The organism is Pseudomonas sp. BF-R-30 (genome assembly GCF_019956175.1).
GTDB lineage: Bacteria > Pseudomonadota > Gammaproteobacteria > Pseudomonadales > Pseudomonadaceae > Aquipseudomonas > Aquipseudomonas jessenii.
The window spans coordinates 1-16,911 of the sequence record NZ_JAHBDE010000055.1 but is presented as its reverse complement, the minus strand read 5'-3'; the positions used below and the strand labels follow the sequence as shown (position 1 = coordinate 16,911).

The following is a 16,911-nucleotide window of genomic DNA, read 5'->3' as shown; positions in this document are numbered from 1 at the left end:
ACTTGAGGAGAGATGTAGATGAGTGAAATCCAGGGATTCATCCTGCACGCCAAGACCCGTCCGGAAAAATCCGACGCCTTTGAAGTGTTTTTCAGCGGCTACGTGCAAGCGAGCCGAGCCGAACCCGGTTGCATCGAGTACCACATGCTGCGCGACAAACAGGACCCGACCCTGTTCATCTTCTACGAGATCTGGCAATCCCAGGCCCACCTCGATGTGCACTCGAACCTGCCGCACATGAAGCAGTTCCTCGAGCAGCGCGATGAATACCTGGAACGGGATTTCGAGATCCGCGCCATCGACATGATCAGTCCGTCGTCCGCTAGCCGCTGATCAGCAAATGGCCGCCGAGCACCCCCAGGCCAACGAAGAACACGCGCTTGAACCACAGGGCACTGATCCGCTGGCGCAGCGATTGCCCCAGCCACATGCCGAGCATGGCCGGGATCAGCGCCAACAGCGATGCGCTCAATTCGCCCCCGCCGAGCGCGCCGCGCCATAGCAAACCACCGGCCAGGGCCAGGGTCGAGACGGTGAACGACAGGCCCAGCGCTTGCACCAGCTGATCCTTGCTCAAGCCCAGCGCTTGCAGATAGGGCACCGCCGGAATCACGAACACGCCGGTGGCCGACGTGATGACGCCGGTCAGCACTCCGCACAGTGGACCGAGCCAGCGTTCGCTGCGCCGCCCTACGCGCACAGTCGGCAGGAACAAACCGCTGAGCGCATACAGCAACAATGCCGCGCCCAACCCCCGCACCACCCAATGGCCACCGCTCATGCCGACCCACAGCGTGCCTGCCCCGGTGCCGATGAAAATCGCCAGCAACATCGGCCACAACCGCTTGGCCAGCGCCGACAGATGCCCGCCGAATGCCAGTTGCCAAATGTTGGTCAGGGTCGCCGGAATGATCAGCAGCGCCGCAGCCTGCGTCGGCGCCATAGCCAGACCGAGCAGGCCCATGGCAACGGTCGGCAGGCCGAGGCCGATCACGCCCTTGATCATGCCGGCCAGCACAAAGGTGCCGATGACCAGCAGCGAAAGGGCCAAGCCGAGATGCTGATAGAACGCCGAGAGTGTATTCATGGGGCCATGGTGAGCCCGCGGGAGTTGATTGAAAATCTGCCATATACTGAGGCTGCCTCTTGCTTAGACAGAGGCTGAGTATTTTGCTGAAGCGACTGGCCTCTTCGCGGGCAAGCCCGCTCCCACAGGAGACCGAGTTCTCGCAGAAGAAATGCGATCCACTGTGGGAGCGAGCTTGCTCGCGATGGCGCCCTCCCAGACAACACACATCCAGAGGTTGCCGCAATGCACTTCGACCTGACCGACCTGCGCCTGTACCTGAACATCCTCGACACCGGCAACATCACCGCCGGTGCCGCGCGCAGTCATTTGTCCCTGGCAGCGGCCAGCGCGCGAATTCGCGCCATGGAGGCGTCGCTGGGCGTCGAGTTTCTTCAGCGCAATCGTCGTGGGGTCAGCCCGACGCCGGCCGGCAATGCCCTGGCCCGACACGCCCGGGTTCTGCTGCAACAGGCCGAACGCCTGCAACAGGAACTGGCCGAATACGCCCAGGGCGTCAAAGGCCAGGTGCGGCTGCTGTGCAACACCACGGCGATCACCGAGTACCTGCCAGAGCTGCTCGCGGATTTCCTGCATAGCCATCCCAACCTCGACATCGACTTGCAGGAACTGCCCAGCACCCGCATCACCCACGCCTTGCGCCAGGGTGCGGCGGACCTGGGCATCGTTTCCGACGCGGTGGACACCGATGACCTGCAGACCCGAGCGTTTCGCGATGATCCGCTGGTGCTGATCATGCCCCGGGAACATCCCTTGTCTCATGCGACCTCAGTAAGCTTCACCGACACGTTGCATCACGACTACGTTGGCCTGAATGCCAACAGCGCGCTGGCGGTGTACCTGGAAGAGCAGGCACTGCACGCCGGCCTGCGCATGCAGATTCGTATCCGCGCCGACGGTTTCGATGGCGTGATGCGCATGGTCGCCCGAGGGGCGGGACTGGCAATCGTGCCGCTGGCCGCGGTCGAACGCGGGTCCGCCGGACTACCCTTCAAAAGCCTCGCCCTGCAAGAACCCTGGGGCCAACGCAAACTGCTGCTCTGTGCCCGGGACTTCGCCGCATTACCCGGTTATGCCAAGGCCCTGCTGCACGCCTTGACTCTCCCCTGAGGGGCAGACTTTATCCTTGAGGTTTGATCTTCAAGGACAGCGATGATGGGTAAACGAATACTGGTGATACTCGGGCATCCGTCCGGCAACAGCTTCTGCGCCGCCCTTGCGGAGCGCTACACACTTTCGGCAGTGCGCGCCGGGCATGAAGTGCGTCAATTGTTTCTGGGCAGCATGGATTTTGACCCGGTGCTGCGCGAAGGCTATCAACAGGTCCAGCCGCTGGAGGCCGACTTGAGTAATGCCCAGGCCGATATCCTGTGGGCCGAACAGCTGACGCTGGTTTATCCGATCTGGTGGGGTGGCGTACCGGCCTTGCTCAAGGGCTTTTTCGACCGGGTGTTCTTGCCGGGTTTTGCCTTCAAGTATCGCCAGGGCAAAGCCTTCCCCGACAAACTCCTGCGCGGCCGAACCGCCCACCTGCTGGTGACCATGGACACACCGCCCTGGTACTACCGATGGATCTACCGCATGCCCGGTTTGCATCAGGTCCGTAAAACCACGCTGGAATTCTGTGGCATCAAGCCAACCCGAACCCTCACCTTCGGGCCAATTCTCGGCGCCAGCGCAGACCGGCATGCAGCCTGGTTGCGGCAAGCCGAAGCTATCGCCAGCGCTTGAGTCGGTCGATAATGCGCCGAGCTTTACCCTCGGAGAAAAGGACCTTCCCATGTACATCGGCCAAGCCGCGCAACGTTCCGGAACCACGGTCAAAAGCATCCGTCATTACGAGTCGATTGGCCTGCTGCCTGCCGCTCGCCGCCAGGGCAAGTACCGCATCTATGACCAGCACAGCGTCGACCTGCTGATGTTCATCAAATGTGCCCAGCAGTTGGGTTTCAGGCTCAAGGAACTGCAGTCGGTCTTCGCCGGACATCAGGGTCCGCAGTTACCATGGGGACGGGCACACCAGATCATCGCCAGCAAAAAACAGGAAATCGCCGAGCGGATAGCGGCGCTGTCGCAACAGCACTCGCAATTGGTCGAGTTCGAGAACAGCCTCGAACAATCCAGGCTCGACTGCCCGCTGACCCGTCCTTGAGAGTTGTGCGTTTCTGGACAGCTCAGTGTCGAGCACAGACAACTGAACGATGGGCAGGCGCTATAGGGTGCGACTTCAGTTCTTGAGCCCACTGCCCGGAGTCATCATGACCGCACCGATTACCGTTCTTCGCGATACCCACCCGCTGCCCGTGCTCGACGCCTGCAAATGGGAAAAACTCGAAGGCGACCCGCACACCGTCAACCTCAACGCCTACACGAGTGAAGACGGCAGCAAGATCATGGGCACCTGGATCTGCACGCCGGGCAAGTGGTACGTCGAATATGTGAAGTGGGAGTACTGCCATTTCCAGGAAGGCTACTGCGTCATCACCCCGGAAGGCATGGCGCCGATCCACCTGCGCGCCGGCGACATTTTCGTCATCGAACCGGGAATGAAAGGCACCTGGGAAGTGGTGGAAACCGTGCGCAAATATTTCGTGTTTGCCTGATACAAAAAAACCGGGGGATCACCCGACGTGATCTCCCGGTAAATATCTTTGGGTACATGCAGTCCCTGTGGGAGCGAGCTTGCTCGCGATTGCGGTGGGTCAATCACCATCAATGTCGACTGTAACGACCTCATCGCGAGCAAGCTCGCTCCCACAGTTTTTTCACCGCCCTTCTATTGCGGCTTGCGATAACCGTTGATGATCGCCGAGAAGTCCTGACCACCCTCCCCACGCAAACTCATCGCCTGATACAACTGCTGGGCCACCGCGCCGAGTACCACCGGCTGGTGCGCCTGACGCGCCGCCTCAGTGGCCAGCCCCAGATCCTTGAGCATCAGTTCGGCACCGAAACCACCGGTGTAACCGCGCGACGCCGGCGCTGTTTCAACGATGCCCGGCCACGGGTTGTACATCTCCGAACTCCAGCAACGCCCGGTGGAACTGTTGATGATGCCCGCCAGCACCTTGGTGTCTATGCCCAGGGCATCGCCCAACGCCATGGCTTCGCTGACGCCGACCATGGAAATCCCCAGCAGCAGGTTGTTGCAGATTTTAGCGATTTGCCCAGTACCGACCTCACCACAATGGACGATGTTGCGGCCCATTTGCGCCAGTACCGGTTGCAGGGTGGCGAACAGTTCGGGGGTGGCGCCGACCATAAAAGTCAGTGTCCCGGCGGCTGCGCCACCGGTGCCGCCAGAGACCGGTGCATCGGCCATGGCCACGCCCTGTTTGGCAGCGGCGGCGGCCACGTCCCGCGCGGTCTGCGGATCGATGGTGCTGCAATCCACGGCCGGCACACCTTTGCCGATACCGGCGAGCACGCCGTCTTCACCCAGCCACACACTGCGCACATGCACCGCGGCAGGCAGCATGGTGATGACCAGTTCGGCGCCCTCTGCCGCTTCACGGGCCGATGCACTGATACTGCCGCCCAGTTGTTCCAGTTCCGCCAGCACGGCCTTGTTCAGGTCCACCAGGCGCAGTGCATGGCCGGCCTTGATCAGGTTGCGCGCCATCGGCGCGCCCATGTTGCCCAGACCGATAAAAGCGATTTTCATGTCCGGCTCCTTAACGCAGGTTGATGGTGGTGTTCACACCGTCGTTGACGCTGTCGTCATCGAACCAGCGACTGGTGACGGTCTTGGTCTGAGTGTAGAACTGCACCACTTGCTTGCCGTACGGGCCGAGGTCGCCGAGCTTGGAACCGCGCGAACCGGTGAAGCTGAAGAACGGGACCGGCACCGGAATCGGGATGTTGATGCCGACCTGGCCGACGTCGATTTCGTTCTGGAATTTACGCGCCGCCGCGCCGCTCTGGGTGAACAGGCCCGTGCCGTTACCGAACGGGTTGGCGTTGACCAGGGCGATGGCCTCGTCGAGCGTATTAACCTCCAGCACCACCAGCACCGGGCCGAAGATTTCCTGGGTGTAGATCTGCATGTCGGTGGTCACGCCGGAGAACAGGGTCGGGCCGACAAAGTTGCCTTTCTCGTAACCTGGAACCGAGATCTCGCGACCGTCCAGCTCCAGTTTCGCGCCTTCCTTGATGCCGCTCTCGATCAGGTCGAGTATCCGCGCCTTGGCCTTTTTCGAAATGACAGGGCCAACATCAGTGCCCGGCTCGCTGCCGGCATTGACCTTGAGTTTTTGCGCCAGCGCCTTGAGATCCGGCAGCCATTGCTTGGCCGCGCCCACCAGCACCACCACCGAGGTGGCCATGCAGCGTTGACCGGCGGCACCGAAACCGGCACCCACCAGCGCATTCAGCGCTTGTTCGCGATTGGCATCCGGCAGCACCACGGCGTGGTTCTTGGCGCCCATCATCGATTGCACGCGCTTGCCGTGTTTACCGGCCAGGTCGTAGACATGCGTACCGACGGCGGTTGAACCGACGAAGGAAACCGCCTTGATATCTTTATGGGTGCAGAGCCCGTCGACCACATCCTTGCCGCCATGCACGACGTTGAGTACACCGGCCGGAATACCCGCCTCGATCGCCAGCTCCACCAGGAGCATGGTCGACATCGGGTCCTGTTCGGACGGCTTGAGCACGAAGGTGTTGCCGCAGGCGATGGCCATCGGGAACATCCACAGTGGAATCATCGCCGGGAAGTTGAACGGGGTAATGCCGGCGCACACGCCGATTGGCTGGCGCAGGGTGTAGGTGTCGACGCCACCGGCGACGTTTTCAGCGAACTCGCCCATTTGCAGGCTGCCGATGGAACAGGCGTGCTCGACCACTTCCAGGCCACGGAAAATATCGCCTTCGGCGTCGGCAATGGTCTTGCCCTGCTCGGCGCTGAGGACGGCGGCGATGCGCTTGGAGTGTTCGCGAATCAGCGCCTGGAGCTTGAGCATGATGCGCATGCGCGCGCCGATAGGCGTCAGCTTCCAGGTCTGGAATGCACGATGAGCGGCGCTGATGGCAGCATCGACTTCTTCAGCGGTGGCAAACGGCACCTTGGCCAGCACCTGCTGGGTCGCCGGGTTGATGATGTCGTGCCATTCGGTGGTCTTGGATTCGACCCACTGGCCGTCGATCAACAGTTTGACCTTCTGCACGGTGGTGTCATTGGGCGTGAGCGATACGTTCATGTGGGTCTCCAGATCTTTGTTGTTATCTTGGGAGCCAAGGCGAAACAGTCGCCTTGAGAAGAGGCATGCGCCGCGAATTGGTTAACGGGCTGTTTTTGGAGTATAGATGTGCAAACTTCTGATAAGAACGCACATAAAAACCGGTCCAACATGCAAAAAAACATCACCTCCCTCGGCTCGTTGAACTGGGACGACCTCAAGTTTTTCCTGGAAGTCTCCCGCACCCGCAAGGCCAGCACCGCGGCCAAGCGCCTGGCGGTGGACTACACCACGGTGTCGCGGCGCATCAGTTCCCTGGAAACGGCGCTGGGCACATTGCTGTTCGAAAAATCCCGGACCAGCGGCTTTGTCCTGACCGCCGAAGGCCAGCGGTTGATGGGGTATGCCGAGTCGATCGAAAGTACCTTGCACATGGCGTGCGAGCAGGTTTCCGGGTCCGGCGTGGCGCTGTCCGGTCATGTGCGCATGGGCTGCACCGAAGGCTTCGGCAGCTTTTTCATCACGCCGCAGCTGAGCCACTTCGTCGACACCTACCCGGCGATCTCGGTGGATATCCTGCCGCTGCCGCACTTCATCAGCCTGTCCAAGCGCGAGGCCGACATCGTCATCGCCCTGGAGCGTCCGGAGCATGGACCGTACGTCTGCTGCAAACTGTGCGACTACCGATTGCAGCTGTACGCGACCCAGGACTATCTGGACAACCACCCACCGATCCGCCGACCGGCAGACTTGGCCAAACATTCGTTTATCAGTTACGTCGACGACCTGGCGTTCAGCTCGGAGCTGCTGTACCTGGCCAACGTATTGCCCGGCGCCAGCGCCAACCTGCGCAGCACCAGCGTGATCGCGCAATTTGTGGCCGCGCAGCAAGGACGCTCACTGGCGATCCTGCCGTGCTTCCTCGCCACTCAGGACCCTCGCCTGCTGCCGGTGTTGCCGCAGGAAATCAACATCACCCGACAGTTCTGGATGTACTGCCGCGAGGATTTGAGGAAGCTCAAGCGGATCACCCTGTTGTGGGATTACATCCGCGAGGTGACCGAGCGCAATCAGGGACTGCTGATGGGTGACAGCCGGGAGATGCTGTTTGCCGACTAGTCGGCGCCGAGCCCCAGCATCAACCCGCTCAAGCGCTTGACCTTGCGCCTCACCGCCTCTTCGAACACCCCTGTGCGGGGCTCGATCAAGGTGAACCAGTTCTTGGCCCGGGTGATCCCGGTGTAGATCAGTTCCTTGGTCAGCACGGGGTTCAAGGCGTCGGGGAGGATCAACGCGGTGTGGGCAAATTCCGAGCCCTGGGATTTATGCACGGTCATGGCGTACACGGTTTCGACGTCATTGAGCCGGCTCGGCAGGACAAAGCGCACGCCACCCTGGCCGTCATTGCGCGGAAAGGCGACACGCAGAACCTGCTTGCCGGCCTCGGGGCCCTCACGCTCCGGAAGCTTGAGGGCGATGCCGATATCGCCGTTCATCAAACCCAGGCCGTAGTCATTGCGGGTCATCAGAACCGGACGGCCTTCGTACCACTGCTGGTCACTGTCGATCAGGCGTGCCCTTAGCAAGGCGTCCGTGACTCGCTGGTTCAAGCCCTCCACACCCCACGGCCCCTTGCGCACGGCACATAACAACTGGAACGCGTCGAAGGCTTGCAACACCTCCCGGGCCCAGTCGGTCCAGCGTGAATCTTCCAACGGACAATCGAGCGCCGGGCGCTGATTGCGCAGCAGGCTCAGGTAGTGCCGATAACCCTGCGGCCCTTCACCGTGGCCTTCGAGCAGCAGGCGCTCCAGAGCACGGTCCTGCTCCCCCTTGAGGGACAAGGCATACACATCGTCATGGCTTCGCGCAGACAACAACCTGCGTGCTTCTTCGGGTTGCTGCTGGTTGACCCAACGAGCCAGTTGGCCAATACCACTGCCCTCACCGAATCGCCGGGAATGGCGCAACATCACGACCTGTTGGGCCAATGGATGAGCGCCCTGCGTGTCCTCCTGCAATCCACTGGCCTGCAAACTCTCGCCGCTGACGGCTTCCAGCCACTGACGCGTCTGCGGGCTGTACCAGCCAGCCTCGGCGTCGCGACACAGATCCCCCAGTACCGCACCGGCTTCTACCGAAGCCAGTTGATCCTTGTCCCCCAACAGCACCAGGCGCGCATGGGCGGGCAAGGCGTCGAGCAGGTTGGCCATCATTTCCAGGTCGATCATCGAGGCCTCGTCCACCACCAACACATCCAGCGGCAGGCGATTGCCCGCGTGGTGCCGGAAATGACGAGTCCCGGGCCGGCTGCCGAGCAGGCGGTGAACGGTGGTGACGTCGGACGGAATCTTTTCCCGAACGTCCTCCGTGACCTTCAAGGTCCGGACTTGCTGGCTGATGGATTCTGTCAGACGCGCCGCGGCCTTGCCGGTCGGTGCGGCGAGACGAATGCGCAGGGGCATGCCGGCCTCGACCGCCGGCGCCTGGAGCAACGCCAGCAAGCGCACGACGGTGGTGGTCTTGCCGGTTCCCGGCCCCCCCGTCACGATGCTGAAGGCGCTGCGCGTCGCCAGGGCGCAGGCCAGCTTCTGCCAGTCGATCACGTCACCAGGTCGGGCAGGACCAAACAACCCGGTGAGTCGCTGGAGCAAGTCGATCGGTGTGGATTCGTGTTCCGTCAAACGCTCGCGCAACGAAAGGTCGATCCGCCGCTCGTAGGCCCAATAGCGGCGCAGGTACAAGCGTTTGCCCGATAACACCAAAGGCCGGTCACGCACATTGTCACGACTGTCAGCGGCCAGTGCGACCAGGTTGCTGGCGGCCAGCACCTTGCACCAATGAGCACCGTCCAGCGATCCCAGCAATTGCGAGGGCAACAGCATCGCGCCGCCTTGCACGTCACCTTCGGGTGGCAGCGACAGGGCGAAGTCGGGTTCTTTCAGTGTCTCGAACAGGTCGAGGCAGACATGCCCGTGACCCAACTGGTGGCTGGTCAGCGCGGCTGCCAGCAACACCAACGGATCATCCTCCGGTGCCAGTTCATGTAGAAACGCCACAAAGGCTTTGTCCAGCGCACGCAACCAGCCACGCTCGACCCAACGCGTGAGCAACAACAGCAAGTCGTCGGCACGACTCAGCGGCGCCAGATCGACCAGGCTTTCGGCTGCCAGCGATGTGGGCAACAAATCGGCGAATGTGCGACTCATAACAGTACTCCCTGTTCCCAAGCGGGTTCGGCCTTGGGCTCTGGCTTGCCCTGGAACAACCTGTCCAGACGCTCGATCAGTTCTCTTGGCGGGCGGGCGAAAAACACACCCTGGCTGGCCGCGCGCGTACCGCGCAAAAACAGGTACAACGCACCGCCGACATGCCGGTCGTAGTCGTAATCGGCGAGCCGCGCCTTGAGCTGGCGGTGCAGGGCCAACAGGTACAACACGTATTGCAGGTCATAACGGTTGTCGAGAATCGATTGTTCCATGGCCTGCGCGGTATAGGCCGCATCATCGACGCCGAGCCAGTTGGATTTGTAGTCGGCAACGTAATAGCGGCCGTCATGTTCGAACGTCAGGTCGATGAAGCCCTTGAACATACCGTTGAGCAACACCGGTTCCGCGGCCACCCGGGCCACGCCGTTATGGGTGTATTGGCACACCAGCGCATCGAGCTTGAGCACATCGACCTTATGGCTGGCGAACCAGAACTCCATCTCGACCTGATACTGCGTCAACTGGCCGAATACCACCGGTGCCTGACCGGCGCCCAGTTGCAACGGCGACTTGAGCAGATGCTGCAGCCAGTCACTCAAGGTGCTGATCCAGCCCTCCCAGCCTCGACGGTTGCAGCGACGGGCAATGGCGTCGATCACCTCGTGTGGTGCCGCATCAAAACCCTCGCCCCCTGCCCATTCGAGCAGGCCATGGAGGAAGGTGCCGGGATTCGGGCCGCGCGGGAAGCGATGGATATCGCCACCACCGGCAACCACCTCCCTGGGGGCCTGCGGATCGAGGCGTTCGTCATCGAACAGTTTTTGCGCCTGCGGGCTCTCCGGCGCCTCGTCCGTGCCGACACTCAGGGTGTCGCCAATGCGCAGCGCGCTGTAGGAAGCGATCCACCAGTTTTCACTGGCCTTGCGTTTCGGAACCCGCGGAACCAGCAGCGCCGCATCGTTTTGTGGTGGCTGATAATGCTCTGCTGTTGCTTCAGGCATCTCGGCATACGCCAGCGCCGGGCAGTCCTGTTGCAGATCCTGCAGCCAACGCTGCAACGCCGGGGCCTCGGCCAATGGCGCACCGCCGCCCAATAGATAACCCAATGCCGACAGATGCAGCACCGAGCCATTGTTGTTACCGCGCTTGAGGTCGGCCACCCCCAGCCAGCAGGCGTGTTGCGCCCGGGTCAGGGCGACATAGAGCAAGCGCAGATCCTCGGCCAGACGCTCATCGTCAGCCAGGGCAATCAATTCTGCCGTCGGCTTCAATGTGACCTGGGCATTGCCGGATTCATCGTGGTAGTGCAGCGGCAGGCGACTGCCATCCACCGGCTTAGCCGAGCAAATGAACGGCAGGAACACCAAGGGGTATTCAAGGCCTTTGGACTTGTGGATGGTCACGACCTTGACCAATTGCTCATCACTTTCCAGACGCAGGATCTGCTCTTCGCCAGCCTGCCCGGACAGCGCCAGATGCTCGGACAAATGCCGGATCAAGGCTTGCTCGCCATCGAGTTCAGCGGCGGCTTGTTGCAGCAGTTCGAAAAGGTGCAGAAGGTTGGTCAAAACGCGTTCGCCGTCACTGCGGGCGATCAAAGCCTGGGGCAAACGGAAGTCGTGCAGCAAGCGTCGCAGCATCGGCAGTACGCCCTGCTTGCGCCAGACTTCGCGATAGCCACGGAACTGCATGACCCGGGACTCCCAGGCCAACTCGTCCTGATTCAGACGCTCCAGTTCCGTCAACGACAGGTTCAACGTGATGCTGGCCAAGGCAGCCCGCAGCGGTCGCTCGACATCCGGCTCGGCGCAGGCCTTGAGCCAGGTCAGCACGTCATGCGCCTCCTGGGCGGCGAACACCGAGTCCTTGTCCGACAGGTAAACACTGCGCACACCACGGGCGGCCAATTGCGCACGAACCGCCTGCGCCTCCTTGCCATCGCGCACCAGGATGGCGATGTCCGCCGGTAGCAGGCCCCTGAAGGCTTTGCCGTCCTGGGTGAATCCCGCTTGCCCCTGCTGCCCGCCATTGAGCAATGCCGTGATTTCACTGGCGCAGGCAGCCGCCAGATGTTGCCGGTACACCGCACCGGACAACGGTTGTTCGGCCGACAAGTGCCAGATGTTCAAGGCAGGGATTGCCTGGTCATTGATGCGCAAGACTTCTTTGCGGCCCTGGGAGGCAACCGGCGTGAACGGAACCGGGTTGTCGCCATTCTTCTCCCGAAAGAGGAACGCGCCGCGTCCTGACTCACGGGCTTCGGCGCGCGCGAACACATGGTTCACCGCGTTGACCATGCCATGGCTTGAGCGGAAGTTGGTGCCCAGGGTGTGCAGGCGGCCAGTGGTGGCCTGGCGGGCGCGCAAGTAGGTATGGATGTCGGCGCCGCGAAAAGCGTAGATCGCCTGTTTCGGGTCGCCGATCAGGAACAGACCGCACTCGGGGCTGTTCTCTTCAATGCGGTAGATGCTCTCGAAGATCCGGTATTGCACCGGGTCGGTGTCCTGGAATTCATCGATCAGTGCCACCGGAAACTGCTCGCGAATCAGGGTTACCAGTCGCTCGCCGCCATCGGACTGCAAGGCCGCATCAAGACGCAGCAACATGTCGTCGAAACCCATTTCCGCACGGCGGCGCTTCTCTTCCTCGAATCGCGCCCCGACCCAGCGAGCCGCATGTTGCAGTACGGCGGCATCAGGTGTCGGCAACCCATCGAGACAGGTCTTGAGCCCGGCCATCGCATCCAGCCCCGGATGTCGAGGCGCTTCTCCCTTCCAGGCTTCGGCCATGCCATCCGGGGTCAACCGAGTAAAACCAGTGCCGATATCCAGTTGCTCGAGGGATTCGTCCTCGGCCCAGGCTTTGATCTTTTCAAACCAGGGCTCGAAATAGCGTGCCTGCATCTTGCGACCGTCGACAGCCTTGCCGGCAACGCCCTGGTGACAGATCGCAAGCAACTCGTCCGCCCACTGCAGCCAGGGCTTCTTGAGTTCGATCAGGGCCGCCCTTCGCTCTTGCAAGCATTGCGAAATCACTTCGGCGGGTTCTTTCCCTTCAAGGGTATCCCGCTCGCTGGCGAACAGTGCACGAATCCGCGGCAGCAGCGCCGCCGGTCCGCCCCAATTGCTGCGCACCCAATTCAAGGCGTCACCTTGCATCGGGTAGCAGAACAGCCGCCAGTAATCGCGCAGGACTTCCCCCAGCAAGTCGCTGTGGTCGGTTTCCAGGGTCTGGGTAAACAGGCTGCCGCTGTCGAATGCATGCTCGCGCAACATGCGCTGGCACCAACTGTGGATGGTCGACACCGCCGCCTCGTCCATCCACTGGGCGGCGATATCCAGGCGGTTTGCGCATCCGGGCCATTGCTCGGGCAAGTACTGATCACGCAACTCGGCAATCAGGCTGTCGGGGGCTGGTGTTTCATCGCGAAAAAAGCGTGCAGCCTCGGCGAGCCGCGTGCGAATGCGTTCGCGCAGCTCTTTGGTAGCGGCGTCGGTGAACGTCACGACGAGGATCTGCGGCGGCAACAGCTCACGCCCGAAACCACTGTCCTCCCCGCCGTTGCCAAGCACCAGACGCAGGTACAACGCGGAAATGGTGAACGTCTTGCCGGTCCCGGCGCTGGCTTCGATCAGTTGACTGCCGCGCAGCGGGAACGCCAGGGCCAGAGGTGTCTTCGAGCTCATCAGCGCGACTCCTCGCTGGACAGGGAACGCCAGGGCGCTTCTAGAAGCGGACGATAGAGCGCGTCACACCACTGGGGGAACGTCTCGTCGGCGACCAAGGCAGCGTAATCGGCGAATTGGCGCGCCAGTGCCGGGCTTTCACGCCGCTCCCCGTCCGTCGTCTGCCCGTCGCCTTCATAGGCCTTGCGCGCAGCGGCCTCGGCCTTGACCGGGTCGGTTTGCCCCAGCCACGCGAAGGCGGTCTTGACCGCGATCGGCAGAGGCTGGCGCATCCCCGACTGCCAGGCCATCAACAGATCACCGAGAATTTTCCGCGCCGTGGACTGGTCCAGCGGACCGAGCAACAGGCTGTCGTCGCTGGCCACCAATGCGGTGGTCAACGCCATGCCACTGGCACAAGCCATCAGATGATTGACCCAAGGGCGTGTCAGTCGATGCCATTTGCGCGCCTTGATCGAGCCGATGCTGTTGGGGATCGTTGTGACAGACAACAAACCACCATCAGCACGCTGATGCAGGCCGCCGAGCCAGCCCTCGATGTGCAGGCCTTGCAGCTCAAGACTGACAGGCAACGCGCTGCTGAGGGGTGTTGGCCACAACGCCAGGAGCTGTTGGTGGCGTTGCAGCAAGTCAGGCAATGGCTCGATCAACTCACGTTGCAGGCACTCACCGAATCCGGCCATCGGCAGCAGCCCGCTGTTCTGCAAACGCTTCGCCTGATCCTCCAGTGCCTGCCCGGTATTTCCAGGATCTGCCAGCGCCGCTTCGAGCAAACGGTCGCTGAGGCTGTAACGCTGCAACGCATCCAGGACAAAGGGTTCTTCATCGGCAAACGGCACTTCTGCCGCCTCGAAGAAGACCTTCAGTCGCTGGCTGAAAAAGTGCCGTACCGGATTGCGCAGGAAATCCTGCAGTTGACCGAGACTCAGTGGTTCGTCCTGAACGTGGGGCCCGAGCACTTCGGCACTTGCCTGTTGCTCTGCCGCTTGATGAAGGACCTGCCATTCGGTGGCGTAGCTGAACGACTCATCCCCATCGTGAAAGTAGCGAGCACTGAAGGGTTGCAATGGGTGTTCCCGGGTCATGGCTTCCAGCAGATCCTCGTCGCGTTGCAGCATTCGCCAACCGCTGGCCAAGTGGTCACGCAACTGGCCGATCAGCACCGAGGCAGGCCGCTCGCTGTTATCGCGGATGCTGCGACCCACCCAACTGATGTAGAGCTGGTCCCGTGCCGACAACAAGGCTTCCAGTAACAGGTAACGGTCATCTTCGCGCCGGGAGCGGTCACCCGGACGGTAATCACTGCCCATCAGATCGAAATCCAGCGGCGGTTGCGCGCGCGGATAATCGCCGTCATTCATGCCCAGCAGGCACACCAGTTTGAACGGGATAGCGCGCATGGGCATCAAGGTGCAGAAGTTGACCGCACCAGCCAGAAAACGTTGGGACAAACGCCCCTGATCCAGACCTGCAAGCCAGGCTTCACGGACGACGGTCAGCGGCAATTCATCCTGTAACCCGACGGATTCGCAGGTCTCGAGCCAGGTCTCACGCAGCTCTTCGAGCTGGGCCAGCAAGTAGTCATCGTGTTCGTTACCAGCAAGGAAGAACAACTGCACCAACGCCTGCAAGCGCAAGCCCCATTGCCCTGGCGATGCCGGCTGAGAGAGCTCGTGGTGAGCCACTTCCAGCGCGTCCAGCAACGCAACCAGCGGACCGATGAGCGCAGCGTCCAGACCACCGATCTCGTCGTAGGGCTCGATCCCCTCATAAGCATCTGCGCTGCCCACGGCATAACCGAGCAACATTCGTCGCAATCCGAAGCGCCAGCTGTTTTGCTCCAGTTCGTTGGGTAGCCCGAGCCCGGCACGTTGCTCGGCATTCATGCCCCAGCGAATGCCGGCACCTTCGATCCAACGGTGCAGCGTCGGCAGGTCACGCTCCTCGACACCAAAGCGAGCACGCAGTGCCGGGACGTCCAGCAGATCGAGAATCTCACTGACGGGGAATCGGCTGTCAGGCAGCTTGAGCAGGTGCTCGACAGCAATCAGCAATGGATCGCGACCACGCTGGCCCTGGTCAGCCAGGGTAAACGGAATGAAGCGAGGATCCTGGCGGTCAAGCTGACCAAACACGGCACGAATATGCGGTGCGTAGCTGTCGATGTCCGGGACCATCACGATGATGTCTCGGGGCCGCAATGTCGGGTCGGCGCTGAAGCGCGCGAGCAGTTGATCGTGGAGGATCTCGACTTCTCGCTGGGCGCTATGGGCGATGTGAAAACGGATCGATTCGTCCTGCTGCAGATCGATAGCCGGCCAACGCTCCCGAGTCTCGTTGAGGGGGCGCAACTCGAGGATGTCATCCTGCAACTGGTTGAGCACATTCAGCGGCTGACCGTCACTGAACAGGTCGATGCGCCCGTCGCGGAATGCCGAACGATAGCTGTTGGGATCGTCATAACTGTCGAGCAGGTTGATATAGTCCCGCCCCTGCTTGCCCCATGCGGCCAGCAACGGGTGAGCATGCTGATGCAGGGTTTGCGGATCGATCACTACCGGCATGCCGCTTTTGCGGGCCTGACGCTTGTATTGATGCCGCAACAGGTCTTTATCGGCGACGATGTCCGCCCAATGGTGACGACACGGGTTATGCACGCACAGCAAAACCTGACTGAATCGTGCCAGTCCCGCCAGTGCTTCCAGGGCTTGTGCAGGCAGCGAAGAAATCCCGAAAACGATCACTCGCGAGGGTAACCCCTTGGGGGCCGCTTCGAGATGGTTGATACGCTCGACAAATCGCTGATGGACACCGGCACGGCTTTGCGCCATGCCTTCTTCTCCCACATCCAGCAAGAGTGCGCGCCATAGCTCTGCCTGCCAACAATTGGCCGGTGTCAGGGGTTTGGCTTCACCCCTGGCGTTTCTTGTTTGATGGCGACCTTCCGCCCAGTCTTCGAGCCAGTCGGCTCGGTACACCTGGTATTGGTCGAACAGATCCGCCAGACGCTCAGCCAATTGATAGCGCTTGCGCAGATCGGTGTCATGGGTCAGGAAACGCTGCAGCGGTTCGAAGTGCGGCTGATTGATCAACTGCGGCAGCAGGCGCATCAGACGCCAGGTCAGTGGGGCTTTATCGAGCAGGGACTTGACCGGAATTTCGTCACGGCCAAGGACCATGCGATAGAGCTGCCACATGAAGCTGCCGGGCAACTGCACGTCGATGGCGGCAGCGATGCCGCAGCCTCCCATGTCGTCTTCTTCAGAGTCTTCCGCCAGTGCCAGCTTCAGCCATTGGGCAATGCCATTGCTTTGCACCAACGCGATTTCGTTCTCCAGGGGAGCCAGCGGGTAACGTCGCATCCAGCTGACCACCAGGCTGCGCAACTCGTCCAGGCGGTTGCCGTGAACGACCATAAAACCAGCACTGAGGGACGTCGCGTCCGGCATAAAGGCTTCCTTGGATAATACAAATTCGAGGGACGACTTTAGCATTGAAGGCGATTGGCTTCATTGTAGGAGCGAGCCTGCTCGCGATGGACGCTAACGATGACGCGGGAAACCTGACACCCCGCAGCGCTCGCGGGTTTTTCGCGAGCGAGCTCGCGACTACACGGCGGCCAAAAACAAAACCCCTACCTGCATACGCAGATAGGGGTTTCGGAATTTAATCTTGACGATGACCTACTCTCACATGGGGAAACCCCACACTACCATCGGCGATGCATCGTTTCACTGCTGAGTTCGGGA

At 61.5% G+C, this 16,911-nt stretch carries 12 protein-coding genes; 6 read left to right on the top strand and 6 right to left on the bottom strand.

Annotation, left to right across the window (positions count from 1 at the left end):
- The first annotated feature begins 18 nt into the window (after positions 1-18).
- A complete protein-coding gene (locus KGB20_RS22930; RefSeq protein ID WP_150812859.1) occupies positions 19-333 on the top strand; it encodes a putative quinol monooxygenase in 315 nt (104 codons plus the stop codon).
- On the opposite strand, the gene KGB20_RS22925 is transcribed toward KGB20_RS22930, so the two are convergent.
- Positions 323-1,087 carry a sulfite exporter TauE/SafE family protein gene (locus KGB20_RS22925; protein ID WP_150812860.1) on the bottom strand — a complete coding sequence of 255 codons (765 nt, stop codon included), beginning with the start codon at positions 1,085-1,087 and terminating at the stop codon, positions 323-325. The genes KGB20_RS22930 and KGB20_RS22925 overlap by 11 nt on opposite strands.
- 225 nt (positions 1,088-1,312) lie before the next feature.
- Here KGB20_RS22925 and KGB20_RS22920 point away from each other — a divergent pair, with 225 nt between their 5' ends.
- The 4 genes from KGB20_RS22920 to KGB20_RS22905 all read left to right on the top strand — a co-directional run bounded on the left by KGB20_RS22920 (position 1,313) and on the right by KGB20_RS22905 (position 3,690).
- On the top strand, positions 1,313-2,197 hold the full coding sequence (locus KGB20_RS22920) for a LysR family transcriptional regulator (RefSeq protein WP_150812861.1): 885 nt from the start codon (positions 1,313-1,315) through the stop codon (positions 2,195-2,197).
- A gap of 42 nt (positions 2,198-2,239) precedes the next feature.
- The gene (locus KGB20_RS22915; protein WP_150812862.1) at positions 2,240-2,818 is read left to right on the top strand and encodes an NAD(P)H-dependent oxidoreductase; all 579 of its coding nucleotides are present in this window, start codon (positions 2,240-2,242) and stop codon (positions 2,816-2,818) included.
- A 49-nt stretch (positions 2,819-2,867) separates the two neighbouring features.
- Positions 2,868-3,239 carry a MerR family transcriptional regulator gene (locus tag KGB20_RS22910; RefSeq protein WP_150812863.1) on the top strand — a complete coding sequence of 124 codons (372 nt, stop codon included), beginning with the start codon at positions 2,868-2,870 and terminating at the stop codon, positions 3,237-3,239.
- Between the two features lie 106 nt (positions 3,240-3,345).
- A complete protein-coding gene (locus KGB20_RS22905; RefSeq protein ID WP_007988984.1) occupies positions 3,346-3,690 on the top strand; it encodes a cupin domain-containing protein in 345 nt (114 codons plus the stop codon).
- A 173-nt stretch (positions 3,691-3,863) separates the two neighbouring features.
- Here KGB20_RS22905 and mmsB read toward each other — a convergent pair whose 3' ends face one another.
- Together mmsB and KGB20_RS22895 are read right to left on the bottom strand one after the other, a co-directional pair.
- Positions 3,864-4,751, bottom strand: a complete 888-nt coding sequence (gene mmsB / locus KGB20_RS22900) for a 3-hydroxyisobutyrate dehydrogenase (RefSeq protein ID WP_057716518.1) — start codon at positions 4,749-4,751, stop codon at positions 3,864-3,866.
- Between the two features lie 10 nt (positions 4,752-4,761).
- Positions 4,762-6,288 (bottom strand): CoA-acylating methylmalonate-semialdehyde dehydrogenase, encoded by a 1,527-nt coding sequence (locus tag KGB20_RS22895; RefSeq protein ID WP_057716519.1) that lies wholly within the window; start codon positions 6,286-6,288, stop codon positions 4,762-4,764.
- A 150-nt stretch (positions 6,289-6,438) separates the two neighbouring features.
- On the opposite strand from KGB20_RS22895, the gene KGB20_RS22890 reads away from it, so the two are divergent.
- Positions 6,439-7,386, top strand: a complete 948-nt coding sequence (locus tag KGB20_RS22890) for a LysR family transcriptional regulator (protein ID WP_150812867.1) — start codon at positions 6,439-6,441, stop codon at positions 7,384-7,386.
- On the opposite strand, the gene recD is transcribed toward KGB20_RS22890, so the two are convergent.
- The 3 genes from recD to recC are packed head-to-tail and all read right to left on the bottom strand — an operon-like array spanning position 7,383 to position 16,611.
- A complete protein-coding gene (gene recD / locus KGB20_RS22885; protein ID WP_154910469.1) occupies positions 7,383-9,476 on the bottom strand; it encodes an exodeoxyribonuclease V subunit alpha in 2,094 nt (697 codons plus the stop codon). The genes KGB20_RS22890 and recD overlap by 4 nt on opposite strands.
- Entirely contained in the window at positions 9,473-13,162 is a 3,690-nt protein-coding gene (recB, locus tag KGB20_RS22880; RefSeq protein ID WP_154910470.1) for an exodeoxyribonuclease V subunit beta, read from the bottom strand. Before recB ends, recD begins: the two co-directional genes overlap by 4 nt.
- Positions 13,162-16,611, bottom strand: a complete 3,450-nt coding sequence (recC, locus tag KGB20_RS22875) for an exodeoxyribonuclease V subunit gamma (protein WP_223533015.1) — start codon at positions 16,609-16,611, stop codon at positions 13,162-13,164. The genes recB and recC overlap by 1 nt, the downstream gene beginning before the upstream one ends.
- Positions 16,612-16,911 lie beyond the last annotated feature (300 nt).

What these genes read in the sequence shown, in the direction of transcription:
- KGB20_RS22910 (WP_150812863.1), top strand. Translation starts at nt 2,868, where the DNA reads ATGTACATCGGCCAAGCCGCGCAACGTTCCGGAACCACGGTCAAAAGC.
- KGB20_RS22905 (WP_007988984.1), top strand. Translation starts at nt 3,346, where the DNA reads ATGACCGCACCGATTACCGTTCTTCGCGATACCCACCCGCTGCCCGTG.
- KGB20_RS22930 (WP_150812859.1), top strand. Translation starts at nt 19, where the DNA reads ATGAGTGAAATCCAGGGATTCATCCTGCACGCCAAGACCCGTCCGGAA.
- KGB20_RS22920 (WP_150812861.1), top strand. Translation starts at nt 1,313, where the DNA reads ATGCACTTCGACCTGACCGACCTGCGCCTGTACCTGAACATCCTCGAC.
- recB (WP_154910470.1), bottom strand. Translation starts at nt 13,162, where the DNA reads ATGAGCTCGAAGACACCTCTGGCCCTGGCGTTCCCGCTGCGCGGCAGT.
- KGB20_RS22890 (WP_150812867.1), top strand. Translation starts at nt 6,439, where the DNA reads ATGCAAAAAAACATCACCTCCCTCGGCTCGTTGAACTGGGACGACCTC.
- recD (WP_154910469.1), bottom strand. Translation starts at nt 9,476, where the DNA reads ATGAGTCGCACATTCGCCGATTTGTTGCCCACATCGCTGGCAGCCGAA.
- KGB20_RS22925 (WP_150812860.1), bottom strand. Translation starts at nt 1,087, where the DNA reads ATGAATACACTCTCGGCGTTCTATCAGCATCTCGGCTTGGCCCTTTCG.
- KGB20_RS22915 (WP_150812862.1), top strand. Translation starts at nt 2,240, where the DNA reads ATGATGGGTAAACGAATACTGGTGATACTCGGGCATCCGTCCGGCAAC.
- mmsB (WP_057716518.1), bottom strand. Translation starts at nt 4,751, where the DNA reads ATGAAAATCGCTTTTATCGGTCTGGGCAACATGGGCGCGCCGATGGCG.
- recC (WP_223533015.1), bottom strand. Translation starts at nt 16,611, where the DNA reads ATGCCGGACGCGACGTCCCTCAGTGCTGGTTTTATGGTCGTTCACGGC.
- KGB20_RS22895 (WP_057716519.1), bottom strand. Translation starts at nt 6,288, where the DNA reads ATGAACGTATCGCTCACGCCCAATGACACCACCGTGCAGAAGGTCAAA.